We start from the raw sequence: 23,025 nt of genomic DNA, 5'->3' as shown, positions 1-23,025 counted from the left end.
GGGCCAGCGGTGATGGGGCTAGTCGTGGTGGGGCAGCTGCGGACGGCTTTGCCGGTGCATGGCGCCGGCGGCCACCTGCTGGCCCTGCCGCCCGCGGGCGCTGTCGCGGTCCTTGGGGTGCCGCTGCTTGCCGCTGCCGTCCGGCCATTGCTGTCCTTGGCCGGGCCCGGGGGGAGCGTGGTGCAGGGCCTCGGGTCCCGGGGCTTCAGCCATGGACTGCGCCAGATGGCTCGCGACCTCGGGCTCGATTTCTTCTCCGAACTGATGATCCGCCATTGATCTTCCTTTCCGCTGTAATTAACCGCTGTGAAATGAAGTGTCCATCAATCGTAGGACTGCCCCGGGGAGATGTCTGTAGCGCCCGCCGTCTGACTTTCCGGCAGCCCGAATCCCGTCGGAAACCCCCGCAATCGAGGGCTGGCGCGGAAAATTTTGGGCGCGGCGCCGCAGGGATGGCCGGTTCCCAGTATCCGCGCGGTGAAAGCGGGCAAAGAAATTAGTGAATTGCCCCCAATTCGCACCCGAAATGGGCGATCATACGGCACACAACTCGGAAACTCCAGAGAATTCCCGTAAAATTGAAAGCCTGCCCAGAGCGGGGCAGCTACAAGTCGCAAGCAAATGATCTCCCTAGGAGCTTCCCAAATGCCCACAGACCGAAGCACGACCGACTCTTCAGCAGGCGTCATCGACGCCAGCAGAACCAACCAAGGCGCACCCAAGGGTGTGAAGAAACCGAAGCTACGTCGCCGTCGACTCCGCGAGTCCGACGTCAACGTTGTCGACCAGCCGATGCTCAAGAAGGCACTCGGCGGCACCATCGTGGGTAACACCATGGAGTGGTACGACGTCGGCGTGTTCGGCTACCTGATCACCACCATGGGACCGGTGTTCCTGCCGGAGGCGGACAAGTCCGTCCAGACCCTGTTCCTGCTCGGAACCTTCGCCGCAACCTTCATCGCCCGCCCCCTCGGCGGAGTCGTGTTCGGCTGGCTTGGCGACAAGATCGGCCGCCAGAAGGTCCTCGCCGCGACCCTGATGATCATGGCCGCCAGCACCTTCGCCGTCGGGCTCCTGCCCGGCTACGCACAGATCGGCATCTGGGCTGCGGTCCTGCTGGTCCTGTTCAAAGTTATCCAGGGCTTCTCTACCGGCGGTGAATACGCCGGCGCCACGACCTTTGTGAGCGAGTACGCCCCTGACAAGCGCCGCGGATTCTTCGCCAGCTTCCTGGACATGGGCAGCTACCTCGGTTTCGCCCTTGGCGCGGCCCTCGTTTCGGTGCTGCAGCTGACCCTCGGCCAGGACACCATGGAGCAGTGGGGCTGGCGCATCCCGTTCCTCCTTGCCGGCCCGCTCGGCCTGATCGCCGTGTACTTCCGGAGCAAGATCGAGGAATCCCCCCAGTTCCAGGCAACCCTGGATGCCCAGGAGAACCTCGCCAAGGACGCAACCGCCTCGGACATCACAGCCTCCAAGGGCCCGGTGGGCATCGTGAAGGCGTACTGGCGCTCCCTCATCGTCGCGATGATCCTGGTCGCGGCGGCAAACACCGCCGGCTACGCACTGACCTCCTACATGCCGACGTACCTGACGGAATCCAAGGGCTACGACGAGCTGCACGGCACGCTGCTGACCATCCCCGTGCTGGTCATCATGAGCCTCTGCATCCCGCTGACCGGCAAGCTTTCCGACCGGATCGGCCGCCGCCCCGTGCTGTGGATCGGCGCCATCAGCACCGTCGTCCTCGCCACCCCCGCCTTCCTGCTGATCGGCATCGGTGAAATCTGGTCCACGCTGGCCGGCCTTTCCCTGATTGCCTTCCCCGTGACGTTCTACGTGGCCAACCTGGCGTCGGCCCTGCCGGCCCAGTTCCCGACGGCCAGCCGTTACGGCGCCATGGGCATCGCGTACAACTTCTCGGTGGCCATCTTCGGCGGCACCACGCCGTTCATCGTTGCCGCCCTGATCAGCGCAACCGGCAACGACATGATGCCGGCCTACTACCTGATGGCCACCTCGGCGATCGGCGCAGTAGCGATCTACTTCCTCAAGGAATCCGCCCAGATGCCGCTGCCCGGCTCCATGCCGAGCGTGGACACCCAGGCTGAGGCCCGCGAGCTGGTCGCGACGCAGGACGAGAACCCGCTGATCGACCTCGAGCACATGGACATGCCCATGGTCGCACCGGCCGTCGATTCCACCGCAGGGCGCGGGGAAGCCGAGAAAGTCCCGGCCACAGCCTAAGCCTGCCGGTCCGACCGGACCGGCAGCAGTAGTCCAGGCTACGTAGCTGACAGCCCCGCCCTTTGAGGCCTGTTCCGGATACTTACCCGTTGGGGGACGCATCCGGGCAGGCCTTAGGCGTGTCCGAACCGCTATCAGCACCCGGGCGCCGGGGCCCCCGCCAACCCCCGGGATCCGGGGAACCACTGAAACCACAGGAACCGGAAAGGCGGTCGTGATGTCCCTGCTGCACCACATCCGTTCGCTGCACACCCTGTCCCCGGCCAACAAGGACCACGTGTCGGCTTGGCGGATGGCGATCAGCGTGGCCGTTCCGTCCCTGGCGCTCCTGGCAGCCGGTCGCCCCGAGCTGGCCGGCTACGCCGTTTTCGGCGCGCTGACCGGCATGTACGGCCGCACCGAGCCGCACCAGCTCCGACTCCGCCATCAAGGCCAGGCGGCTGTCCTTCTGGTTGCCGGCGTAGGAGTCGGCGTCTTCCTCTCGGCCCACCACATTCATTCGTGGGCCCTGGTGATCATTGAGGCCGCGTTCGCCGGCGTGGGCTCGCTGTTCACGGACAAGACTGCCCTGAAACCCGCCGGTCCCTTCTTCGGGATCCTGGCCTTGGGCGCGTGCGCCTCCGTTCCCGCCGCAGCCCCCTGGCACACGGGCCTTCTCATCGCCGCGGGATCGGCCGCGTTCTCCATCTTGGTCGGCTTTGGCGGCTGGTTTGTCGGCCGCACCTGGCAGCGCGGGAGGCGACGGGACGTCATAATACTGCGCGGGGCAGGGCGCCGGGCGGCGTGGCTGCATGCCGCCCGCTACGTCACCGCTGTCGGCGGCGCCGGCACCCTGGGGGTCCTCAGTGGCAGCGGCCACCCGCACTGGGCCATGGCCGCGGCGGCGGTGCCGCTTGCCGGGGCGGACCTGCCCAGCAGCGTGTACCGCGGCATCCACCGGATTGTCGGCACCCTGATCGGCCTCGTGGTGGTCGCGGCGGTCCTGTTCCCGTGGCCGGGGTCACCGCTGCTGGCCTTCCCCGGGCAGGAGGCCGCCGTCCTGGTCTGCCTCGTGATCGTGTTGCAGTTCAGCACCGAGCTGTTCATGACCCGGCACTACGGCCTCGCCATGGTCTCCTTCACCCCGGTGATCCTGCTGGTCGGACAGCTTGCCGCGCCGGCCAATCCCGCCGTACTGGTGACCGAACGGGCCGTCGAGACACTGGTGGGCGCCGCCGTCGGGATCGCCGTCGTCGTACTGATCCGCCGACGGCGCCCGGCCGTCCGCTGACGTACCCGGCGGTTACTTGGCGCGCCGCGCCGGCCCGGCGACGAGCTTTGAGGGCAGCACCCGCGAAACCGAGGTCAGGACTTTGTAGCGCTTGCTGGGGATCGAGACGGCCTTGCCCTTGGCGTTATCCGCCAGTCCCTCGCTGACCACCTGCCGGGCCTCGAGCCACATCCACCGCGGCGTCGCCGTCTTGTCCATCCCCATCCGGTCGTGGAACTCGGTGTGGGTGAAGCCGGGGCACACGGCGGTGACCTTCACCCCGCGCGCCGCATAGGCCATGTTGGCCGAGCGCGAGAAACTCAGCAGCCAGGCCTTCGCTGCCGAGTACGTGCCGCGGGGCAGGAAGGCCGCCACGCTGGCGACGTTGATGATCCTGCCGGACTGGCGCCCGAGCATGCCTTGCAGGGCGGCATGGCTGAGCTCCATGGCGGTTTCGACATGGAGCTTCAGGTGTTTCTTCTCCTCGGCAATGTCGTTGTCCTCGAAGGGCCGCAGCAGGCCGATTCCCGCGTTGTTGACCAGGATCTCCACCGGCCGCGCGGGGTCACTGAGGCGCGCGACGACGGCGGCAATCCCGGCGTCGTCGGTCAGGTCCGCGGCGATCGTCTCCGTCGCGGTCCCGTAGCTGTTCCCCAGCTCCGTCGCGGTGGCCGCGAGGCGGCCGGCGTCGCGGGCCACGAGCACCACGCGGTGGCCCTGCTCGGCGAGCTGGCGGGCGAACTCGGCGCCAAGGCCTGCCGTCGCGCCCGTGACCAGGGCTGTGCTGCCGGATGTAGAGGCTGTTTGAGGGTTCATAGCGACAGCCTAGTCTCGTCCCGGCTCAGGCCAGGGCCGTGTCTTGCGCCAGTTCGTCCCCTGCCGGGTCACCGTCATCGAGCAGGTGGCGGTTCTGAAGCTCTTCGGCCGCAAGCTCGTACCAGGTGTGCGCCCCGAAAGACGGGCTGCTGGTGTCGAGGTGGCGGTAGAGAGCGTCCGCGAGCCGGCACAGCGCCGTGTCGGACAGTGCCCGGACCGTGGCCACAGGATCCAGCGTTCCCTCGAAGTACTCCGAAAGCGCCAGCCCGTCGATGGAGCCAAGGTCGCTGGGACCGCCGGTTTCCGCGGCCAGCGGGCTGTTGGCCTCCCCCAGCCCGGAGTCGGATCCGGAGCCGGGCCCGACGTCGAGCAGTCCGGCAGCTTCGCTGTCTCCGTTCCCGGCGACGGCGACGGGGGCCGGGCGGTGGTCGGTGTCGAGTCCGGCGAGGACCTCGGCGTCGGCGCCGACGTGCACGAGGCAAATTGGCAGCACCGCCGGCTCATCGAGGGCGAAACGAAGCGGCCCGGCCTCTGCGGAGCCCCCGGCATCGGGAGCGGGCAGGTGTCCGGCACCAGCGAGACGCCGGAGGTCCAGCAGCACCTCAGGGTCCAGGTGGGAGGCGCCGTGGAGGTCGATGACCACGGCGGCGCCCGGTTCGAGGCGGCAGGCGCGGCGCACGATGTGCAGGAGGGCTGCTGCGTCAGACTGGGTAACGCAGCCGGTAATTTCGAGGGTGACCTGTGCGGGATCGACGTCCACCCGGACAAGCACACGCAGTTTATGGTTCATGGGGTACTCCAAAGTCACCTGTCCAAGAGCCAACTGCATAACTCTGGTCAAACTTTACGAGGTTGGTCCGCTGCCCACAAGCGGGCAGGCCGATGACGCCGTTCCGGCCCCCGGGCCAGGCGCTCAGGCTCCCTCGGGGACCCGCTCCGGCCAGTCCACATACTGGTGGTACGACTCATGTTTGCGCAGGTAGCGGTACATGAACGGGCAATTCGGGATAATCCGCTTGCCGGAGGCAACCACGTCATCGAGGGCGAAGTGCGCCAGCACTTTGGCGAGCCCTTGGCCCTGGAACTGCTCTGCGGTATCCGTGTGGATGAAGTCGATATGGCCCGGCCTGTCGATGAAGCGCACCTGGACGGCCAGCTTGTCGCCGACACGGAGTTCGTAACGGTGCAGCTCGTCGTTCCGGGTGGTGGAGACGTCCGGGGTGAAGGTGTCTTCCGTGGTTGCCGAGTTCTCCGTCATGGTTCGACATTGGCACTTAATGGCGGGCGTGGCAATGGCGGTTCCGATCCGCCCTGCCCGTCAGGTGGCGTCGTGAGCCGAACCGGAATCCGGCCCAGGAGCACGACGGCGAGCGCGAAGCAGGCGGCGCCCCCGCCGAGGAGCCCGGGCGTGAGGCCGGTGAGCGCGGCGTTGACTGCCGGGACAAAAACGGCGACGGCGGCCAGCAGCACGGCGGCCGCCGGCCGGCTCGGCGACGGGCCGGACGCCGTCGGCCGCTCCTCCAGCCTGCCAAACAATGCCACCACCGGCAGCAGCAGGGCGATGACCCCCAACAGCACCAGGGGCCGCCCCCACCACCAGGCCGCACTACCCCCGGGGGGCTGCGGGAAATCCGTCAGCAGCAGCAAACCGGACATCGCCGCCAGCAGGGGCAGATGCCACAGATAAACAGTCATGGACCGCCGGCCGGCCACGCCCATCATCCGGCGCACCCCGGCCACGGACGCGATCCGTGACAGAACGGGCCGGAAGAGCTGGAGGGCGGCGGCCTGCGAGATGCCCAGGAGCAGCAGGGTCACATTGGGCGGATTGAGGTTCACCAGCATGTTCCCGGAATACAGCCCCAGCAGGACTAGCAACCCCAGCAGCATGTTGCTGGCAACCATGATGCCCAGGTGCGCCGGCCGGCCCGGCAGCAGCCGCGGGCCATCCGCCACGATGAATCCGAGCTGCTGCACGGCGCACCACAGGAACAGCATGTTCAGGTATGCCAGCAGCGGCAGCACTCCCCGCAGGCAATCGACCGTCACCACCAGGGCGGTGAGGCCGGCGAAGGTCATCCATGGCGCGCGGGCGTGGAGGGCCGCCAGCCAGGGAAGGTTGAGTTGCGCGGCGAGGTATGCGGCCAGGAACCACAGCGGCATGCCGGCTCCGCTGGTGAGAAGCTCGACGACCTGAGGGTCAACCCCTGCGAGGCGGGCCGCCGACAGGCCAACGAACATGACCGCCAGCAGGACGGCGGCCGGCCGGATCAGGCGCAGCAGCCGGGCCTGCATGAAATCGAAGGCGTTGCCGCCCCTGGCGCGGAGCCGGCGCCAGGACTGCAGCCCGGTGATGCCTCCGGCCACAAAGAACAGCGGCATGATCTGGAAGACCCACACCACTGGTTCAAACCAGTGCTGATCGCCCAAGGTGTTCTCGGACGTCACGGTGCCGTCCGGGTGCAGGACGGGACTCACCATCATGGTGTGCGCGACCACCACCAATGCCAGGCAAAAGAAGCGGACAAGGTCGATCACCGGGTCTCGGTCCGGCGTCGGCGCCGGGTCGCCGGCTGGCCGCTGCTGCGCAAGCATGGCACCCCTCGGGAAGGCAGGCTGTGGTGCCATCATTGTCGGGCCGGGGCGCCCTGGCTGCCAGAGCAGTATGGCCCGGATGCGCGCCGGCGGCGGGCCATACTGCTCTGGCAGTCACAGTGTCAGCGCGAGAGTGTGGCCAGGGCGGTGGCCGCGAAGGTCCTGGCCGAGGCATTCCACAGGCCCAGCAGTGCCTGGAGGTTCTCGCCGTCGGCCCGGTGCGCTGCGGTCTGTTCCTCAAGGACCGCCAGGACGCCGGTGCGCAGCTCCGTGTTGAAGTTGACCTTGCCCACGTTCATCGCGGCGGCCTTGACCAGTTCCTCAGCCGGAATGCCGGAGGCGCCGTGCAGGACCAGCGGGATCCGGGTCCGCACGGCGATGTCCTGCAGCACGTCCCAGCGCAGCCGGGGCTCGCCTTTGTACTTGCCATGGACATTGCCCACAGCCACGGCGAGCAACTGCGCCCCGGTGCGGGCCACGAAGTCCTCCACCTGGGCGGAGTCAGTGAGCCCGGCGGGGGCGTCCGACTCCACATTGCCTGCGGCGTTGCCTGCGTTATCTGCGGCGTCGCCTGCGGTATCCGCGGCGTCGGTCCCGAAGGCCCGGTCCTCGTCGCCGGCGAGTCCGCCGAGTTCTGCTTCAATGACGACGTCGGCCCGGCCCTGCGCCGCCAAGGCCGCGCGGACGTTCCGGACCAGGTCGATGTTGTCCTCGTACGGCAGCGAGGACCCGTCGACCAGCACCGAGTCGGCCCCGGCGCTGACGGCGTCGGCGATCACCTGCGGGTCGGTGGCATGATCCAGCTGCACCGCAATCGGCACCGAGGCTGCGTCGGCGAGTCCGCGCAGGGCGGCGATCAGCCGCAGCCCGTTGGGCGTTGCCGCGGTCTTCGGCGCGACCAGCAGGATGGCGCCCCGGCCGGATTCCTCGGCCGCCCCCACAACGGCGAGCGCGGTGGTGAAGTCGTAACAGGTGAACGCCGGAACGGCAGAGCCTTGCTGCAGGGCGCCGGTCACCAGGGTGTCCAGTTGGGTACGCATCAGGCGCTCAGTCCCCCTACCAGCATCCAGGCGACGAATGTCAGGGCGAAGCCTGCCAGTCCCAGCACGGTGGTGAGCACGGTCCAGGTCCTGAGGCCGTCGGCGACGGTCAGTCCGTAGTAGCGCACAACCACCCAGAAACCGGCGTCGGTCACGTGGGAGAGGCCGAGGGCGCCGAATCCGATGGCGATCACGATCACGGCGGTCTGCGCCGGCGTGTATCCGCCGCCGGCGACGGCGGAGGAGAGCAGGCCGGCCGTGGTGACGATCGCGACGGTGGCCGAGCCCTGGGCTGCGCGGAGGGCGAGGGAGATGATGAAGCCAAGCAGCAGCAGCGGAACGCCGAGCGTGTCGAGGGATTCGGAGAGAGCCTTGCCGATTCCGCTCACCTGCAGGACGCTGCCGAACACGCCGCCTGCCGCAACAACCATCAGGATGGACGCGATCGGAGGCAGCGCGCCTTCGAAGATTTCGCCGGTTTCCGTCAGCGACCACTGCCGGCGGACGGCCAGGAGGAAGAAGCAGAGCGCAACGGCCACCAGCAGGGCGAAGACGGGGTTGCCTACGAACGCCGCGACGCCGTACCAGAAGTCGTTCTTGTCGATCACCAGGGTGCCGACGGTGCCGAGGAGGATCAGCACGATCGGGGTGGCGATGAGGAAGATGATCAGTCCCGGACGGGGCGGGGCGATGGCTTTGCTGCCCGGGCCCTCGTGGCCAACGCGGACCATGGTGGCGGAGCCGAACTCGTCCACCTGGGTTTTGACGGCCGGCAGCAGCTCGTAGGTCTTGCGGTTCATGATGGAGGCGACCCAGTAGGACAGGAAGCCCAGCGGCACGCAGATCGTCAGCGAGATCAGGGCGATCAGCCCGATGTCGGCGCCGAGCACGCCGGCGCCGGCAACAATCCCCGGGTGCGGGGGGACGGCCACGTGGATGGCCAGCATGATGCCGGCCATGGGCAGGCCGAACTTCACCGGGTGGACGTTGGCGATTTTAGCGAAGGCGTAGACGACCGGCACCAGGACAATGATGCCGACCTCGAAGAACACCGGAATCGCGACCAGGAAACCGACGGCGGTGAGGGCCACGGCCACCCGGGTGGCGCCGAGCTTGGCGGTGAAGTGGTCGGCGAGGGACTGGACGCCGCCGGAGACCTCGATCATCCGCCCCAGGATCGCGCCGAGCGCAATCAGGAGGGCGACCTTGCCCATGGTGCCTCCCACCCCGGCGGCCACCACGGTGAACACGTCCTTGAGCGGGATCTGCGCGGCCACGGCCACCAGGATGCTGACGGTCAGCAGGGCAACGAAGGCCTGGATCTTGAAGCGGATGATCATCACCAGCAGCAGGGCGACGCCGGCCGCCGCGATTGTCAGCAGCAGCGGAGTTCCCAGCTCCACGGCCGGCTTGATGACGGGCGCGTCGGCGGCGCGCACCATCAGGGAATTGAGCAGGGGGGTCATGAAGAGGTGTCTCCTTTGACAGGAAGGTCGCCCAACGAGTCAGTCGCCGGGAACAGTGGGGTGGGGACCCGGCGACGGCGGAGGGGGGACCGCCGTCGCCGGGGATGGGATGGCTGGTTAGGCGGTGCGCCTGGTGGGCGCGACGACCTTGATGACGGCGGAGTCATCGGCGGCAGCGAGGCCCTGGGCCTGGCCAAGGAGGTAGAGCTGCTCGGCGGCGGCGGCCACCGGGGCGGCGAGGCCGGCGGCGCGGGTGGCCTTGCCGACGATCCCCATGTCCTTGACGAAGATGTCCAGCCGGCTGAGGACTTCGGCGCCGTCCTCGGTGTAGGCCTCCAGGATGCGCGGTCCGCGGTTGGAGAGCATGAAGGAGCCCGCTGCGCCGGCTTCGAGGGCGGCGAGGGTCTTGGCCTGGTCCAGGCCGAGGGCGTCGGCCAGGGCCATCGCCTCGGCGGCAGCGGCGATGTGGATGCCGCAGAGCAGCTGGTTGACGGTCTTGAGGGCCTGGCCGTCGCCGGGTTTGTCGCCGACCACGGTCAGGGTGGAGGCCAGCAGCTCAAGGGCCGGGCGGGCCTTTTCCCGGGCCTCGGGCGAGGCGCCCACCACGATCAGGAGGTCGCCCTCGCCGGCACGCTTGGGGCCGCCGGACAGCGGGGCATCAACCAGTTCGACGCCGTATTCGGCCAGGCGGTCGACGGTGGCCGGGATGGCGTCGGTGCCCACGGTGCTGCCGAGGATCACGACGGCGCCCGGCTTGAGCACGGAGGCCACGCCGTTCTCGCCGAACAGGACATCGCCCAGCTGTTCACCGTTGCGCACTGCCAGCAGCAGCGCGTCGGCGCCTTTCGAGGCTTCCCGTGCGGAGGCGAAGGTGCGGATGCCTGCCTCTTCGGCCAGCTTCAGGCGCGGTTCGGCGATGTCGAAGCCGTGGACGGTGAGCTCGCTTGCCAGGCGCGTGGCCATGGGCAGGCCCATGGCGCCAAGGCCAAGGACGGTGATGGTGTAGTTGCTGGTCATGGTGTTCTCCATCGAATGACGTGTGGTGCTGGGCCCATACCGGCGGGGGCCCTGCCTGAGGTTGTGAAAGCTGGGAGCCGGCGGGGATTAGAAGGTGTTGCTGAGCTTGCGCGTGACATCGGCGAGGGACTGGTCGTCGCCCACGTTGCCGGCGAAGACGATGTACGGGATGCCCTTGGCCGGTCCGTCCACCGGTTCCCACAGGCTGACGATGCCCGGCAGCATGGGCCCGCGGACTATCGCGTGCCGGATTTCCAGGCCGTGTGCGGCCACGTCCGAGGACGTGATGCCGCCCTTGGCGATCACGAAGCGGGGCGGGAAAGTCTTCAGAGTGCGGTTCACCACCGCGACGACGGCGGCGGAGACGGTGCGGGCGATCCGCAGGCTTTCGGCGGCGTCGGAGGTCTTGATCAGGAGCCGGCTCGTGTGCACGATCACGTCGCCGCCGCGGAGTGCAGCGACCACCGTGTCCACGGTTTCGTCCAGGTACTCCCCCGCGTTGTCGCCGAGGAGCTTCTCGACGTCGATCTCCACGATCCGGGCCGCGCTGTGCTGCTCGGTGAGGGCGTTGAGCTGGCGGGTGGTGACACCGACGTGCGAACCGACCACGATCAGGCCACCGGCTTCCGAGGGGGTATTGCCCGCATAGGCTTCCTCGCCGCTGAGTTCGGTGCGGATTTCCTGGCCGATCCGTGCCCGGACAAACGGCGGGCCCACGCGGTAGAGCAGCTTCTTGCCGCGGCTTTCCGCTTCTTCCAGGCCCAGGGCCAGTGCCCGCAGGTCGTTTTCGGTGACGATGTCCGCCACGATCGGAGTCGAATCCGTGGCGGCATCGATGGCATCGGCAATGGCCTTGGCGGAGATCATCGGATCGGCGGACGCCCGGATGATGTCCAGATCCAGCACGATCACCGAATCCGCGGGGAACCGGCCGTTCGACTTCTCCTCGACGTACTTGGCCATCTCCGAGTTGGCGAAGCCGAAGCTGGCGTCGCGGGCGAATTCGGTCTCGGCCACGGGGGTGAGCTGCCCGGCGTCCTTGCCTGTGCCGCGGGTGAAGTGCACGCCGCCGACCGTCACGCGGCCGGCGTCGGGGAACGCGGGAACGATCACGACGCCGTCCGTCTTCTCGCCGTTGACGGCGGTGACGGTGGCGGCGATGACGTCCGGTTCGAGCGGGTAGTGTCCGCGGAGGGTGGAGTCGCTGCGGCTGACAAAGCTGAGCCGAAGCGCGGGTTCAGCGGACGCTGCGGCCGCGAGTGCGTTACGGACGATCTCCTCGTTGCGGGCAGCCGCCTCGGCAGGGTCAAGGCTGCGGGTGTTGGTCAGCACGTAGACCGCGCGCTGGCGCTGGCCGTTGACTTCGTAGGCGAACGCCCAGGCAAAGTCCGCCACTTCCCAGCGGGTGAGGACCGGCAGGTTCGCCACGGACTGGGTGCCGGTGGGGTCGTCGTCGAGTACGACCAGGACACGGGGGGATGCCACGGAGGAGGCGGCCACGCTGTCTGCCACCAGCCGGGCGGGGATCTGTACTTCCGCGGGGAAAGCGGCCAGCACGTCTGCTTCGAGGGGCACTATGCACTCCATTGTGTGTGGATCTGTCAGTGGAAAACTGCGGTTCTCCGCGAGCCGCAGCAGGAACAAAATGTAAGATGTCAGACATCTTGCATATGAATGCTAGTGTGGCATATGGCACAACGACGCGCAAGTAGACTTGGCCATCACGGAGCACGCCATCAGGCAACAAGTCGCTGGACGGGGAGAATTGGCTAGGAAATCGCTGGTCGGCGTTGTGGCCGACGAACTGCTGGACCGGATTATTGGCGGCGAGTTTCCGCCCGGCGCGAGCGTCCCCGGCGAACTGGAGCTCAGCTCCCGGCACGAAGTCAGCCGCATGACCGTGCGCGAGGCCATGAAGACCCTTGAAGCCCAGCGGATCCTCAGCGTGGAACGCGGCCGGGGCACGTTCGTGAACCCGGTGAACCGCTGGGGCTCCTTGGACGCCGTACTGCGGGCAGCCTCGGAGGGCACAAATGACGCCTCGGCCGCAATCCAGCTCATCGAGCTCCGGCGGATGCTGGAGACGGGCGCCTGCGAACTGGCTGCCGGGCGGATGTCGGACACGGATATCCAGGCCCTCCGCGCGCACGTCGACAGGATGCGGCTGGCCCACGAGAGGAATGATCTCGCGGCATTCGTGGAGGAAGACCTCGCTTTCCACGACCTCATCCTGCAGGCCTCGGAAAACGTCTTCGTCGCCGTGTTATTCGAACCCTTGCACCGCGTGCTGGAAAAACGGCGGACGGAAACCTCCAAGGTGCCGGAGATCCAGGAGCACGCCATCGGGCACCATCAGAACATCGCTGACGCCCTGGCCTCCCGCGACCCGCACCGCGCCCGCGACGCCATGGACGCCCACATGCAGCAGACCCTTGACGACCTGAAGACCTTCGTGCTGGCCGGCGGCCCCGCCTGACGCGGACCCGCGCTTTGCCCGGATGATGAGCTCAGGCGAGCGAGAGGAAGAGCTTCTCGAGTTCGGCGCGGTCCAGGCTGGGGTCTTCCTGCTGCATGCACTGCTGCAGGCCCGTGGCAATGATGGAGAATCCGGCCTTGTCCAGGGCACTCGACACGGCCGCCAGCTGGGTCACGACGCTCTTGCAGTCACGGCCCTCCTCGATCATCCTGGTGACGGCCGCGAGCTGGCCCTGGGCGCGGCGAAGCCGGTTAATAACAGGCTTCATGTCGGTGGGATCGAGTTCCATTGGTTCCTCCGGTTCGATGCGTCAGGCTCCACATTATACCCCCCTGAGTATTTCGCCTCCCGGGTGGCGGGCGGCCGGGGGTGGCCGCCGCGGCCTCATGCCGCCCCGCTAGGGGCATAAGTACCTAGCGAGGCATGGAATATCGGCGTATTGCTGGTGATGTGAACGCCGCCAGGTTCCTAGAGCCGGACGCCGGCGGTACCGGCGTCAACCTCCCCGCCGCGGGGCCGTGGCATCCAGGGGATCAGAGCTCCGCACGCGGGCGTGCCGGTGACCTGCGTTCCCGGCCCTGGAGCCGGTATGTCGCCTTGGGCGACTCGTTCACGGCAGGCGTCGGCGACCCGGAACCGCTGAGCCCCGGGGGCATTCGGGGGTGGGCGGACCGCATCGCCGAGGAACTCGGCGGGGGCCGCCGCGAGTTCGGGTACGCAAACCTTGCCATCAGCGGGCTGGTCCTGCGCGAAATCCTCGACCAGCAACTCGGACCGGCACTGAACCTGAAGCCTGACCTCGTCTCGCTCTCCGCCGGCGGGAACGATCTCGTGTTTCATCGCGGCGATCCGGACCGGATGGCCGCGGCCCTGGACGACGCCGTGGCAGCCCTCTCCGCCACCGGGGCCACGGTGGTCCTGTTCACCGGGCCGGACTGGGGCGAGACCGCTGTGTTCGGACACATCCGGGGGAAGGTCGCGGTATTCAACGAGAACATCCGTGTCATCGCCGCCCGGCATGATGTCGTCATCGCCGACTTGTGGGCCCTGCGGCAACTGAGCGATCCGCGGATGTGGGATCCGGACCGCCTGCACTTCTCGCCGCTGGGACACCACACCATTGCGGCCATGGTCCTGGACACGCTCAGCGTGCCACACCGCCTGCGGCCGCTGGAGCCGAAGCCGATGCCGCCGGGCAACTGGCGGGAGACCCGGGCCGGCGACCTGGCTTGGATGGCGCACTACATGCTGCCCTGGATGGTGAGCCGGATCAGGCCGCGCGCAGACGCCCCGCCCCGGCAGGCCAAACGCCCGCTGCCCGGACCGCCTCCCGGGGTCCCGGACTCCGGGCACAAACCCCTAGTCCGGCCGGGTTCGGTCGGCTAGTCTGCAGGAACGGCCCACAGCCGGGCATCGATGGCGATCACGAGGAGCGAAGTTGTCTAATCACACTTACAGCATTTCTGAAATTGTCGGAACCTCGAGCGAGGGCGTCGATGCGGCCGTCCGGAACGGCATCGCCGAGGCCGCCAAGACCCTCCGGAACCTTGACTGGTTCGAAGTCAAGGAGATCCGCGGCCACCTTGAAAACGGGCAGGTCGCCGACTGGCAGGTCACCATCAAGCTGGGGTTCCGCCTGGAGCGTTGACGCCAGACTCCGGAGCGGGCCGGCACGCACCGCCTTGCTCCGGAGAAACCCGCAACCCGTCAGGGCAGAGGAGGCCAGGGCGGAGAGGAAAACTTCATGCGCTATACGCATCTGGGCCGCTCCGGCCTGACAGTCTCGCGCCTTTGCCTGGGCACCATGAACTTTGGCCCGCAGACCGAGGAGACGCAGGCCTTCGCCATCCTGGACACCGCGCAGGCCGCCGGCATCAACTTCGTCGACACGGCCAATGTGTATGGCGGGTCCAGCCACCGCGGCTGGACGGAGGAGATAGTCGGCCGCTGGTTCGCCCAGGGGGGCGAGCGCCGCGAGCGCACGGTGCTTGCCACCAAGTTGTTCGGCACCATGACCGACCGGCCCAACGAGTCCAAACTCTCGGCACTACACATCCGCCGGGCGCTCGACGCCAGCCTGAAACGGCTGCAGACGGACTACATCGATCTGTACCAGTTCCATCACGTGGACCGGAACACGCCTTGGGATGAGATCTGGCAGGCTATCGAGGTCGCCGTCCAGCAAGGCAAGATCCTATACTCCGGCAGCAGCAACTTCGCCGGCTGGCACATCGCCCGGGCCCAGGAAACCGCCGGCCGCCGCAACTACAACGGGCTGGTCAGCGAGCAGTCCATTTACAACCTGCTGACCCGGGACGTGGAACTGGAGGTCATCCCGGCCGCCCAGCAGTATGGCCTGGGGATCCTGCCATGGTCGCCGTTGCACGGCGGCCTGCTCGGCGGAGTGCTGAAGAAGGAGAACGACGGCGTCCGGCGCATCGCGGGCCGGGCCCTCGATGCGCTCAAGTCGCACCAGAAACAGATCCGGCGATACGAGGAATTCGCCGCCGAACTGGGTCAGGAACCCGCGGACGTGGCACTCGCGTGGCTGCTCCACCAGCCGGCAGTCACCGCTCCGATCATCGGCCCGCGTACCCTCGAGCAGCTCGAAGCCTCCGTCAGGGCGCACAAATTGAAGCTCGACACCGATGCGCTCAAGCGCCTCGACGAGATTTTCCCGGGCCACCGGACGGCTCCGGAAGACTACGCATGGTAGGGCGCATTCGGCTGTTTTGGCACCCCGCCCGCCGAACCCACGGGTGTCGGGTGGCTCTTTGATACTAAGCATGATTAGTATTAGGGCAGAAGGATGTAGCGCACCCGGCGATCCGGGTGCCTCCTCTATGAAAGAAGAAGGAACGAAAAAATGGGTTTTCTCGCATTTCTGATTCTGGGCCTCATCGCCGGCGCGATCGCTAAGGCTATCCTCCCGGGCCGTCAGGGCGGTGGCATCATCATCACTCTGATCCTGGGCGTCGTCGGCGCCCTGCTCGGCGGATTCATTGGCAGCGCACTGTTCGGCGTGGGCATCAACGAGTTCTTCTCGCTGTCGACCTGGCTGCTGGCCATCGGCGGTGCGATCATCGTCCTGCTCGTTTACGGCATGATCAGCAAGCGCTCAGCCCGCTAATACGGAAGCTGACCGGAAACCGGCCCTGGGTTGTTCCCGGGGCCGGTTTTTTGCACTATTTTGACAGCAAGGCGGCCTGCCGGCCGCACGGGCCGGCACCGCCGCCCACTGTCCAGGAACTGTACAACAACGTCTACTTTTCACCTACGTCAGGGAGCAGGAGCACAGCATGAAAGGCAAACTTCTTTTCGCCACCGGACTGGCAGCAGGGTACGTCCTGGGATCGCGGTCAGGCCGCGCAGCCTATGACAAGCTCAAGGCCAAGTCGGCAGAGCTCTGGCACAGCCAGCCGGTCCAGGACAAGGTGGCCGCGGCAGCAGAAACGGTCAAAGACAAAGCCCCCGAGGTCTCCGAGCATCTCGGCGAAGCCGCCCGCCGTGCCGGTACCGTCATAAGCTCCGCTGTACACCGCGATGCCGGCCACGGAAGCACGTCCGCGGCCACGCCGGGAACGGCCACGCCAGGAAAACAGGGAGCAGCCACGCCCGGAACGCCGGAGCCCGCGGCCCGCGATGTCCATTCCGACCCTGCGCTCACCGACCAGACCGGCCAGGACTGGTCGGACGAGGGCGGTGCCACCCCGGCGGGCCCGGCCACCAACGTGAATGAGGACAAACTGCCCTAGGGGTTAATTGAGGGGCCACCGTCGCCGCCGCTGCCGGCTACCGCCCGCCGGAGGGCAGCAGCACGCCGGCCACCACGGTGGCCCCCAGTTCCTCCGAGCGCAGCACCCGGGCCGCCAGTCCGTGCCCGCGGAGGATTCCGGCAGTCCGCGCGGACTGCCGGCGGCTGGTCTCTATCAGCACGTGGCCGCCGGGCGCCAGCCACTGCCGTGCGCCGGCGGCGACCCGCCGCTGCACCTGAAGCCCGTCGGCGCCGCCGTCAAGGCAGGCCCGCGGCTCGTGGACGCGCGCTTCCTGCGGCATGGTTTCGATATCTGCCGAGGGAACGTAGGGGGCGTTGACGGCCAGCAGCCGGACCCGGCCCCGGAGGCCTGGCGGGAGGGGAGCATAGAGATCACCCTCGTGGACCTCCCCGCCCAGGGGCAAAACGTTGGTGCGTGCACAGGACACGGCGGCGGGGTCAATATCGGCGCAGTGGAGTTCGGCGGGGCCGGCGAGGGCCGCGAGCGCCGTACCGACGGCGCCGGACCCGCAGCAGAGATCGACAACGACCGGTGCCGGGGCGTCGCCCCGCGCCATGCGGCTTGCGTCCAGCAGCGCAGCGGCCTGCCGGACGAGGAATTCCGTCCGGCGGCGGGGCACGAAGACTCCGGTGACGACCGCGATGCGGAGTCCGCAGAATTCCGCCCAACCGAGAATGTGTTCAAGGGGAAGGCCGGCGACCCTCCGGGCGGCCATCCGTTCGAGCGCCTCCGGCGTCGGGGCCGCGTCGATCAGGAGGCGGGCCTCGTCTTCGGCAAACACGCAGCCGGCTGATCGGAGTCTGGCCGTGAGCATCTCGTGCGGGGAAAGATGGCGGACTACTGGCATGGGAGCGCCTTTCGGTCGGGTGTCAGACGCCCTCACCGTGAGCTGGCCGCGGCGGGCACTGCTGGGCGGGCATCCTTGCTGGACTTGCGTGAACGGGACCCACCTCCTTTGCTGCAGTTGCTCGATTGCCCCATGCTACCGAAGCCGCCCGCGGCCAGCTGTGATTGGGTCTGCTGTGATTGGTCGGGGTTTTGCGGCGGCGGGTTGCGGCGGCTGATTGCGGCGGCGGATTGTGACGCCTGATTGGGATGCCTTGGCGGTGGCGGCTGGCAGGATGGCAGCATGGACTCCCTGCCTGCACACGATCTCATCTGGACCGGCTCCTACACGGCAGATTCCGGCGGCCGCGGCACGGGGATCGGCGCGGTTGCCGCGGCGGCCGACGGCACATTGCGGTGGCTGGGTATTGCGGCGCCGGCCGACTCGCCGTCCTTCCTGGCGGTCCACCCTTCTCTCCCTGTGGTCTATGCCGTGGCCGAGCAGGCCAGGACCGTCCGGGCCTACCGCCGGGCCGGCGCGTTTGGCTTGGAGCCCGCGGGCCCGGCGTGGCCGGCCGGCGACGCGGCCTGCCATGTCGCCGTCGAGCCTTCCGGCCGTTTCCTCGTCGTCTGCTGCTGGGGCGACGGCCAGGTGCTGTTCTATGAGCTCGACGCCGACGGCGGCATCGTTGACCGGACGGCCGGCGTCGAATCGCCCGACCCGTACGGCGAGGCTCCCGGCGGCGGCCCCGGCGAACGGGAAAAACGGCCGAGCCGCGCTCATGCGGCACTCATGCTTGCCGACGGCAGGGTGATGACCACCGACCTCGGCCACGACCTGCTGCGGATCTGGAATGTCGGCTCCGGACCGGAGCGGACTCTGGGCCCGGTCCTGGACCACGAGGTGGTCCTGCCGCGTGGCAGCGGCCCCCGGCATCTGGTCCAGCATCCGGGCGGCCACGTCTTTGTGGTGACGGAGTATTCACTCGAGGTGGCTGTAGCCGGGTTGTCGCCGGACTCCGGGGACTTCCGGCTCGGATTCGTCGGGCCCGCCGCCGCCGGCGGGGCGCAGCCGGATGATTCGGCGGCAGAGATCGCGTTGGCGGCCGACGGCAGGTACGCCTATGTGGGCGTCCGCGGTTCGAACCGGATCTGCGTGCTGGAGGTGGAGGCCGGGGGCGCGGCGCTGCGTCCGGTGGCCGACGTCCCCAGCGGCGGCAACTGGCCCCGGCACCATCTGATCCGCGACGGTTTGCTGCACGTCGCCCACGAACGCTCCGGCGACGTCGTAACGTTTCCTCTGGACGCGGCATCCGGGTTGCCGGGTCTCCCTGCGGACCGGCTGCAGGTGGCCTCCCCCACCGCGCTGGTGCCGGCCCGGCGCCGGCTGGTGCCCCGGGGTGAGGAGCCGGGGCCCGGCTGACGCGGCGCTGCGGTGAGGAGCGGGCTGGTGAGAAGCGGCCGCTGGGTCAGCAGGCCGCGGCAAGCCCCGCGGCAGCCTGATCGGCGCCCTGTTCGCCACCATCCAGCTGGATCCCGCCCAACTGGAACCCGACCTCCGGCTGGAACACGCTCTCCGCCTGGAACCCGTCGGCGAAGTGGAGTCCGTCCCCCAATTGGATACCGCCGTCGAGCTGGAAGCCACAGGGACAGCGCCACAGGGCCGGGAGATCGAGGGACGGGTCCGCGGGCCCGAACGAGTAGGAGGGCATCGCGGGCTCCGGCGAGGTCCACTGCATGGGTGCGCCGCAGTGCAGCGGGGCACCGGGCGGGAGCTCTGTCGCGGGGTCCCCGGTCAGGGTTGCGGATTCAGCCACGGCGCCTACTCTCGTTGAGATCTAAAAAACAAGTAGCAAGCATACATATAACTAGTTAAACGAGCTAGTTATGCCGCTCGGCGCCGATGGCCGCGCTCATCCGGCGGAGGAAAGTGATGACCACGCGGGCGTCCTCCGCGCTCATGGACTCTGCCACCTCCATCATGCGCCGGTGCATGTGTCCAAGCGTGGCGCGGACTTCGGAGTCCGTCGCCACCGTCGGCACGATCACAAGGGAGCGACGGTCCGTCGGGTGCGGCTCCCGCCGGACGTGCCCGCTTGCTACCAGCCGGTCGATCAGGGACGTTGTGGAAGCGGTGGTGATGCCCAGGACGCGGCTGAGATCCTTCGGGCCAACCCGTTCGCCTGTCGCTTTGGCCCGCAGCAGGTAGCGCAACGCCAGCACGTCGGTCTCACCCATCCCCATCGAATCGCGGGCGGACCGCCTGGTCGCCACCTCCGAGATCCGATAGTCGCGGAGGGCCTGCAGGATCGCCGCCGGAGGATCCAGGCTGTCATCGGGGCCATACCAGTATCCGGAGGCGCCGTGGGAGTCCATTCGCCAAGCCTAGCGGAACTGGTAACTAGCCAGTCGTACAATCCGGGTGGCTGCAGCCACAGGGCCCCAGGGCCCCGGAGCCGTGGGGTCTGGGGCCCCGGCCGCCAGGACAGGACCCCGGTGGCGGGCACAAAAAACCCCGGTTTCCTGTTGCCAGGAAACCGGGGTTTTTCCACTCTTCGCTAAAAGAGTGGGCCCTGTGGGGATCGAACCCACGACCCACGGATTAAAAGTCCGATGCTCTACCAACTGAGCTAAAGGCCCCAGCCGAGAGCCCCGAACCAGCGGATAAATCCGCTGGTGCAGCGCGTTTCGGCCCAGTCCATTTCTGGACGTTAACACTGTACCCCAGACCCGGGCCGGCTTTTTTCACGTTGGCCGCACCGGCGTCGTCGGCCCCCTGCGTCTATGGCAGCAGCGCGCACCGATCCTCGATTCCCTTGCGGCACTGGAGTAGCGTGGGGGCATGAGCGAGCAAGCAGGATCAAGCGCCCCCGGCCCGCGGCACCACAAGCCGAAACCCTTCGCACCGATCGACTTTGAGCCTTTCGCCGGAGGGGCCGATCCTGCCCGCGTCTCGGAGGCGGCCCATCTGGCCGCGCAGGCTCTCGTGCGCCGCGGCCGGGACAGCGACGATCCCAAAGTCACCAAACGGCTCGTCAAACTCGCCGATGAGCAGGGCCTGGAAGCAATCGCCGAAATGTGGGCCGAAAGCCCCGCCCGGTCCCTCCCCGGCGCGCTGTGGCGCCTGTACGCCCTGCGGGCCGCCACCATCCAGGATCCCGAGCGGATCTCCGTCTACTTCAAGGCGGGCAAGGACACGGCCCAGGTTTCGCATGTGGTCGCCGGCGCGGCCGAACCGCCCGGCGCCGATGAGATGAAATCCATGGCGGACGCCATCCTCTCCGGGGCGTTCGACGGCGAATTCGACGTCGCCCTGGAACGCTCCGCAGCGTTCTGCCGCGTGGTGGCCCTGGGCCAGGCAACGCTTGCGGACAACGCCGAGCACAGCAACGAAAACCACGCCAGCAAACTCACCCGCAACTCGCATCTGCTCGTCAAGACGGCCGAGGACCTCGAGCACGCCGCCAACGCGTGGCGGCTGGGCGAACTGGACTGAGGGGCCGGCCGGGCCGGGCGGCAGGCGCCGGATGACGGGCCCGCAGCACCCAGGACACGCACGACGCGGGCAGGCTGTCAATGTTGACTTGCATGAACCTACGTAGAAAACTAAAAGCGGTGCCGAACCGCGAAACCCCCGGGCTTCAACATTTAGCCGCCTAGAGCGGCCTACCGCCGAGAGGCGTATCCGGTTCGGCACCATTTTCATGCCTTCTTACCCTGATGTTCGCCCGGTTTTCACCTGCGCCGTCACACGCCGCGTCGGGCCGGGCCGGACCCGCCGCGGACGGTAAAGTGATGCGTATGCACTGGTCACCGTCAAGTCACACGGCCGGCCGGCTCCACCCGCGAACCTCCTCCCGGAAGACCGGTGACACCACGTGAAGCTGCGCCTGTTCCCCCAGGAGTCCGCCGGACTGAACCTGCTCTCCCAAATGGCGCGCCAGATCGTGCTGGGGACAGGAACGCTCTCGGAGATCCTCGGCGCCCCGGCCAGCGAGCATGCCCGGCTGGTGGAGGACATGCACAACCACGAGGCCAAATCCGCGGAGCTGCACTTTGCCCTCCTGACCCACATGCGCACCAGCTTCGTGAACCCGCTGCCGCGCGAGGACATGTACACGCTGTCCCGGTTCCTCAACGAGGCCATGGAGAAGCTCGACGCCGCCGCCGAGCTCGTCTCCCTCTACAAGCTCGAACGGCTGCCCAGACGGGCCGCCGACCAGCTGGAAATCATCAGCCGCCAGGCCGAACTAACGGTCGATGCGATGCGGCGGCTGAACAATCTGGACGACCTCGAGGACTACTGGATCGAGATCCTGCGCCTGGCCAAGCGTGCCGAGCGCACGCACCGGGTCTGGGTCGCGGACATGCTCCACGAGATGAAGGCCATGCAGTACGCGCGCAACCGCGATGTCGCGAACCAGCTCGTGGAAGTCACGAAGGACATGCGCCGGATCGCCACCCAGGTGGGCAGCATCATCGTCAAGGAATCCTGACGTGGTGCTCTTCTTCCTTGCCCTGGTGCTGCTCTGCGCCGGGGCCTTTGCATTCCTCAACGGGTTCAGGGACGCGTCCTCGTCGGTGGCGCTGGCCGTGCGGACGCGCGCGCTGACCCCAACAGTGGCGGTGATTCTGGCCAGCCTGTTCAACTTCATCGGTGCCGGGCTGAGCGCCGCCCTGGCTCTGGCCGTCAGCCAGGCGTGGCTGTCGCTGCCGCCGGGCACAAACGGCCTGACGATTCTGCTGGCCGCGCTGCTGAGCGCCATCCTCTGGGGCGTCTACTTGTGGTGGCGCGGCATCCCCTCGTCCTCCACCCATGCCCTGGTCGGCGGGCTCGCCGGGGCGGGGGTCGCCAGCGTCGCCGTCGGCGGAAACCCCGTCATGGGCGTTGACGCCTCGCTCCTGTCCCAGGTAGTGCTCCCGCTGCTGATCTCACCGGTGATCGCCTATGCGGGGTCGTTCCTGCTGGTCTGGCCCGCGGGCTGGGCGGCCCGGTACACGCCGCCCAATGTCGTCAACACCCGCTCCCGGCGGGCCCAGGCCATTGCCGCGGGCGCCGTCGCCTTCGGGCACGGGCTGCAGGACGGCCAACGCACCAGCGCGGTGGTGATCCTGGCGCTGCTGGCGGCCGGGCTCTCCGACGGCGGTTCAGTGCCGGTGTGGGTGGCCCTGCTGACGGCCGTCTTGCTGTCGGCGGGAACCCTCGCGGGCGGGTGGCGGATTTCCTACACCATCGGCTACCGGCTGACCCGGGTCGATCCCCTGCGCGGATTTGTCGCGCAGATGTACAGTGCGGTGATGCTGTTGGTGGGCGCGATCGGGCTGCACTGGCCCGTCTCCACCACGCACACGGTGACGGCGGCAACCCTTGGCGCCGGCGCCAACCAGTGTTTCCCGGGCACCGACCGGCGGCTGGTGATCCGCATCCTGGTGTTCTGGGTAGCGACCCCGGTTGTCACCGCTGCCGCCGCGTTCGTCCTGCAGTTGGCGCTCTCGACGGTGGCCGGCCTGTAGCAGG

General features: G+C 68.1%; 25 protein-coding genes and 1 tRNA gene. 12 read left to right on the top strand and 14 right to left on the bottom strand.

Annotated elements, in window-relative coordinates; genetic code table 11:
* Positions 1-18: 18 nt before the first annotated feature.
* Positions 19-276 carry a hypothetical protein gene (locus tag AC1DRO_RS09955; protein WP_028276596.1) on the bottom strand — a complete coding sequence of 86 codons (258 nt, stop codon included), beginning with the start codon at positions 274-276 and terminating at the stop codon, positions 19-21.
* 369 nt (positions 277-645) lie between these two features.
* Here AC1DRO_RS09955 and AC1DRO_RS09950 point away from each other — a divergent pair, with 369 nt between their 5' ends.
* Positions 646-2,247, top strand: a complete 1,602-nt coding sequence (locus tag AC1DRO_RS09950) for an MFS transporter (RefSeq protein WP_028276597.1) — start codon at positions 646-648, stop codon at positions 2,245-2,247.
* A 217-nt stretch (positions 2,248-2,464) separates the two neighbouring features.
* A complete protein-coding gene (locus AC1DRO_RS09945; protein ID WP_476950693.1) occupies positions 2,465-3,517 on the top strand; it encodes an FUSC family protein in 1,053 nt (350 codons plus the stop codon).
* Between the two features lie 12 nt (positions 3,518-3,529).
* On the opposite strand, the gene AC1DRO_RS09940 is transcribed toward AC1DRO_RS09945, so the two are convergent.
* From AC1DRO_RS09940 to AC1DRO_RS09905, 8 genes are all read right to left on the bottom strand, one after another.
* Entirely contained in the window at positions 3,530-4,312 is a 783-nt protein-coding gene (locus AC1DRO_RS09940) for an SDR family NAD(P)-dependent oxidoreductase (protein WP_476950692.1), read from the bottom strand.
* Positions 4,313-4,337: 25 nt separating this feature from the next.
* Positions 4,338-5,102 (bottom strand): hypothetical protein, encoded by a 765-nt coding sequence (locus tag AC1DRO_RS09935; protein WP_476950691.1) that lies wholly within the window; start codon positions 5,100-5,102, stop codon positions 4,338-4,340.
* Between the two features lie 123 nt (positions 5,103-5,225).
* Positions 5,226-5,570 carry a GNAT family N-acetyltransferase gene (locus AC1DRO_RS09930; RefSeq protein WP_028276599.1) on the bottom strand — a complete coding sequence of 115 codons (345 nt, stop codon included), beginning with the start codon at positions 5,568-5,570 and terminating at the stop codon, positions 5,226-5,228.
* Positions 5,567-6,907: an acyltransferase family protein gene (locus AC1DRO_RS09925; RefSeq protein WP_476950690.1), complete on the bottom strand. Its 1,341-nt coding sequence runs from the start codon at positions 6,905-6,907 to the stop codon at positions 5,567-5,569. The genes AC1DRO_RS09930 and AC1DRO_RS09925 overlap by 4 nt, the downstream gene beginning before the upstream one ends.
* A gap of 122 nt (positions 6,908-7,029) precedes the next feature.
* On the bottom strand, positions 7,030-7,947 hold the full coding sequence (locus AC1DRO_RS09920) for a class II fructose-bisphosphate aldolase (RefSeq protein WP_476950689.1): 918 nt from the start codon (positions 7,945-7,947) through the stop codon (positions 7,030-7,032).
* Positions 7,947-9,413, bottom strand: a complete 1,467-nt coding sequence (locus tag AC1DRO_RS09915; protein ID WP_223914661.1) for a GntP family transporter — start codon at positions 9,411-9,413, stop codon at positions 7,947-7,949. Before AC1DRO_RS09915 ends, AC1DRO_RS09920 begins: the two co-directional genes overlap by 1 nt.
* 117 nt (positions 9,414-9,530) lie before the next feature.
* Positions 9,531-10,430 carry an NAD(P)-dependent oxidoreductase gene (locus AC1DRO_RS09910; RefSeq protein ID WP_476950688.1) on the bottom strand — a complete coding sequence of 300 codons (900 nt, stop codon included), beginning with the start codon at positions 10,428-10,430 and terminating at the stop codon, positions 9,531-9,533.
* A gap of 87 nt (positions 10,431-10,517) precedes the next feature.
* The gene (locus tag AC1DRO_RS09905; protein ID WP_476950687.1) at positions 10,518-12,005 is read right to left on the bottom strand and encodes a four-carbon acid sugar kinase family protein; all 1,488 of its coding nucleotides are present in this window, start codon (positions 12,003-12,005) and stop codon (positions 10,518-10,520) included.
* 190 nt (positions 12,006-12,195) lie between these two features.
* Between AC1DRO_RS09905 and AC1DRO_RS09900 the strand changes: the two genes are divergently transcribed.
* Positions 12,196-12,906, top strand: coding sequence for a FadR/GntR family transcriptional regulator (locus AC1DRO_RS09900; protein WP_223914664.1), 711 nt, complete (start codon positions 12,196-12,198; stop codon positions 12,904-12,906).
* A 31-nt stretch (positions 12,907-12,937) separates the two neighbouring features.
* Here the strand turns inward: AC1DRO_RS09900 and AC1DRO_RS09895 are convergent, their stop codons facing one another.
* Positions 12,938-13,195 carry a metal-sensitive transcriptional regulator gene (locus tag AC1DRO_RS09895; protein WP_018774886.1) on the bottom strand — a complete coding sequence of 86 codons (258 nt, stop codon included), beginning with the start codon at positions 13,193-13,195 and terminating at the stop codon, positions 12,938-12,940.
* Between the two features lie 134 nt (positions 13,196-13,329).
* Here AC1DRO_RS09895 and AC1DRO_RS09890 point away from each other — a divergent pair, with 134 nt between their 5' ends.
* From AC1DRO_RS09890 to AC1DRO_RS09870, 5 genes are all read left to right on the top strand, one after another.
* A complete protein-coding gene (locus AC1DRO_RS09890) occupies positions 13,330-14,292 on the top strand; it encodes an SGNH/GDSL hydrolase family protein (protein ID WP_476950686.1) in 963 nt (320 codons plus the stop codon).
* A 52-nt stretch (positions 14,293-14,344) separates the two neighbouring features.
* Positions 14,345-14,554: a dodecin gene (locus AC1DRO_RS09885; RefSeq protein WP_243178340.1), complete on the top strand. Its 210-nt coding sequence runs from the start codon at positions 14,345-14,347 to the stop codon at positions 14,552-14,554.
* 96 nt (positions 14,555-14,650) lie between these two features.
* Positions 14,651-15,622, top strand: a complete 972-nt coding sequence (locus tag AC1DRO_RS09880; RefSeq protein WP_243178339.1) for an aldo/keto reductase — start codon at positions 14,651-14,653, stop codon at positions 15,620-15,622.
* Positions 15,623-15,772: 150 nt separating this feature from the next.
* Positions 15,773-16,036 (top strand): GlsB/YeaQ/YmgE family stress response membrane protein, encoded by a 264-nt coding sequence (locus AC1DRO_RS09875; protein ID WP_018774889.1) that lies wholly within the window; start codon positions 15,773-15,775, stop codon positions 16,034-16,036.
* Between the two features lie 169 nt (positions 16,037-16,205).
* Positions 16,206-16,661, top strand: coding sequence for a hypothetical protein (locus AC1DRO_RS09870; RefSeq protein WP_476950685.1), 456 nt, complete (start codon positions 16,206-16,208; stop codon positions 16,659-16,661).
* 37 nt (positions 16,662-16,698) lie between these two features.
* Here AC1DRO_RS09870 and AC1DRO_RS09865 read toward each other — a convergent pair whose 3' ends face one another.
* Positions 16,699-17,529 carry a putative protein N(5)-glutamine methyltransferase gene (locus tag AC1DRO_RS09865; protein ID WP_476950684.1) on the bottom strand — a complete coding sequence of 277 codons (831 nt, stop codon included), beginning with the start codon at positions 17,527-17,529 and terminating at the stop codon, positions 16,699-16,701.
* A gap of 282 nt (positions 17,530-17,811) precedes the next feature.
* Here AC1DRO_RS09865 and AC1DRO_RS09860 point away from each other — a divergent pair, with 282 nt between their 5' ends.
* The gene (locus tag AC1DRO_RS09860; RefSeq protein ID WP_476950683.1) at positions 17,812-18,930 is read left to right on the top strand and encodes a lactonase family protein; all 1,119 of its coding nucleotides are present in this window, start codon (positions 17,812-17,814) and stop codon (positions 18,928-18,930) included.
* A 46-nt stretch (positions 18,931-18,976) separates the two neighbouring features.
* Here the strand turns inward: AC1DRO_RS09860 and AC1DRO_RS09855 are convergent, their stop codons facing one another.
* The 3 genes from AC1DRO_RS09855 to AC1DRO_RS09845 all read right to left on the bottom strand — a co-directional run bounded on the left by AC1DRO_RS09855 (position 18,977) and on the right by AC1DRO_RS09845 (position 20,147).
* Positions 18,977-19,324 (bottom strand): hypothetical protein, encoded by a 348-nt coding sequence (locus AC1DRO_RS09855; RefSeq protein WP_476950682.1) that lies wholly within the window; start codon positions 19,322-19,324, stop codon positions 18,977-18,979.
* Positions 19,325-19,388: 64 nt separating this feature from the next.
* Positions 19,389-19,883 (bottom strand): MarR family winged helix-turn-helix transcriptional regulator, encoded by a 495-nt coding sequence (locus AC1DRO_RS09850; protein WP_476950681.1) that lies wholly within the window; start codon positions 19,881-19,883, stop codon positions 19,389-19,391.
* Between the two features lie 191 nt (positions 19,884-20,074).
* Positions 20,075-20,147 (bottom strand) — tRNA-Lys (locus AC1DRO_RS09845).
* A 202-nt stretch (positions 20,148-20,349) separates the two neighbouring features.
* On the opposite strand from AC1DRO_RS09845, the gene AC1DRO_RS09840 reads away from it, so the two are divergent.
* The 3 genes from AC1DRO_RS09840 (at position 20,350) to AC1DRO_RS09830 (ending at position 23,021) form a co-directional block, all read left to right on the top strand.
* Entirely contained in the window at positions 20,350-21,003 is a 654-nt protein-coding gene (locus tag AC1DRO_RS09840) for a hypothetical protein (protein WP_018774895.1), read from the top strand.
* 382 nt (positions 21,004-21,385) lie between these two features.
* Positions 21,386-22,003 (top strand): DUF47 domain-containing protein, encoded by a 618-nt coding sequence (locus AC1DRO_RS09835; RefSeq protein WP_028276610.1) that lies wholly within the window; start codon positions 21,386-21,388, stop codon positions 22,001-22,003.
* Between the two features lies 1 nt (position 22,004).
* Positions 22,005-23,021 carry an inorganic phosphate transporter gene (locus AC1DRO_RS09830; protein WP_459383617.1) on the top strand — a complete coding sequence of 339 codons (1,017 nt, stop codon included), beginning with the start codon at positions 22,005-22,007 and terminating at the stop codon, positions 23,019-23,021.
* The last annotated feature ends 4 nt before the right edge of the window (positions 23,022-23,025 follow it).

It is taken from the genome of Arthrobacter sp. P4_F11, assembly GCF_056401395.1.
Note: the sequence above shows the minus strand (reverse complement) of the source record. Positions and strands in the feature narration are given on the sequence as shown.

Excerpts from the sequence above, each read along its gene's own strand:
- AC1DRO_RS09955 (WP_028276596.1), bottom strand. The coding sequence starts at position 276 with ATGGCGGATCATCAGTTCGGAGAAGAAATCGAGCCCGAGGTCGCGAGC.
- AC1DRO_RS09950 (WP_028276597.1), top strand. The coding sequence starts at position 646 with ATGCCCACAGACCGAAGCACGACCGACTCTTCAGCAGGCGTCATCGAC.
- AC1DRO_RS09945 (WP_476950693.1), top strand. The coding sequence starts at position 2,465 with ATGTCCCTGCTGCACCACATCCGTTCGCTGCACACCCTGTCCCCGGCC.
- AC1DRO_RS09940 (WP_476950692.1), bottom strand. The coding sequence starts at position 4,312 with ATGAACCCTCAAACAGCCTCTACATCCGGCAGCACAGCCCTGGTCACG.
- AC1DRO_RS09935 (WP_476950691.1), bottom strand. The coding sequence starts at position 5,102 with ATGAACCATAAACTGCGTGTGCTTGTCCGGGTGGACGTCGATCCCGCA.
- AC1DRO_RS09930 (WP_028276599.1), bottom strand. The coding sequence starts at position 5,570 with ATGACGGAGAACTCGGCAACCACGGAAGACACCTTCACCCCGGACGTC.
- AC1DRO_RS09925 (WP_476950690.1), bottom strand. The coding sequence starts at position 6,907 with ATGCTTGCGCAGCAGCGGCCAGCCGGCGACCCGGCGCCGACGCCGGAC.
- AC1DRO_RS09920 (WP_476950689.1), bottom strand. The coding sequence starts at position 7,947 with ATGCGTACCCAACTGGACACCCTGGTGACCGGCGCCCTGCAGCAAGGC.
- AC1DRO_RS09915 (WP_223914661.1), bottom strand. The coding sequence starts at position 9,413 with ATGACCCCCCTGCTCAATTCCCTGATGGTGCGCGCCGCCGACGCGCCC.
- AC1DRO_RS09910 (WP_476950688.1), bottom strand. The coding sequence starts at position 10,430 with ATGACCAGCAACTACACCATCACCGTCCTTGGCCTTGGCGCCATGGGC.
- AC1DRO_RS09895 (WP_018774886.1), bottom strand. The coding sequence starts at position 13,195 with ATGGAACTCGATCCCACCGACATGAAGCCTGTTATTAACCGGCTTCGC.
- AC1DRO_RS09890 (WP_476950686.1), top strand. The coding sequence starts at position 13,330 with ATGGAATATCGGCGTATTGCTGGTGATGTGAACGCCGCCAGGTTCCTA.
- AC1DRO_RS09880 (WP_243178339.1), top strand. The coding sequence starts at position 14,651 with ATGCGCTATACGCATCTGGGCCGCTCCGGCCTGACAGTCTCGCGCCTT.
- AC1DRO_RS09875 (WP_018774889.1), top strand. The coding sequence starts at position 15,773 with ATGGGTTTTCTCGCATTTCTGATTCTGGGCCTCATCGCCGGCGCGATC.
- AC1DRO_RS09870 (WP_476950685.1), top strand. The coding sequence starts at position 16,206 with ATGAAAGGCAAACTTCTTTTCGCCACCGGACTGGCAGCAGGGTACGTC.
- AC1DRO_RS09865 (WP_476950684.1), bottom strand. The coding sequence starts at position 17,529 with ATGCCAGTAGTCCGCCATCTTTCCCCGCACGAGATGCTCACGGCCAGA.
- AC1DRO_RS09860 (WP_476950683.1), top strand. The coding sequence starts at position 17,812 with ATGGACTCCCTGCCTGCACACGATCTCATCTGGACCGGCTCCTACACG.
- AC1DRO_RS09850 (WP_476950681.1), bottom strand. The coding sequence starts at position 19,883 with ATGGACTCCCACGGCGCCTCCGGATACTGGTATGGCCCCGATGACAGC.
- AC1DRO_RS09840 (WP_018774895.1), top strand. The coding sequence starts at position 20,350 with ATGAGCGAGCAAGCAGGATCAAGCGCCCCCGGCCCGCGGCACCACAAG.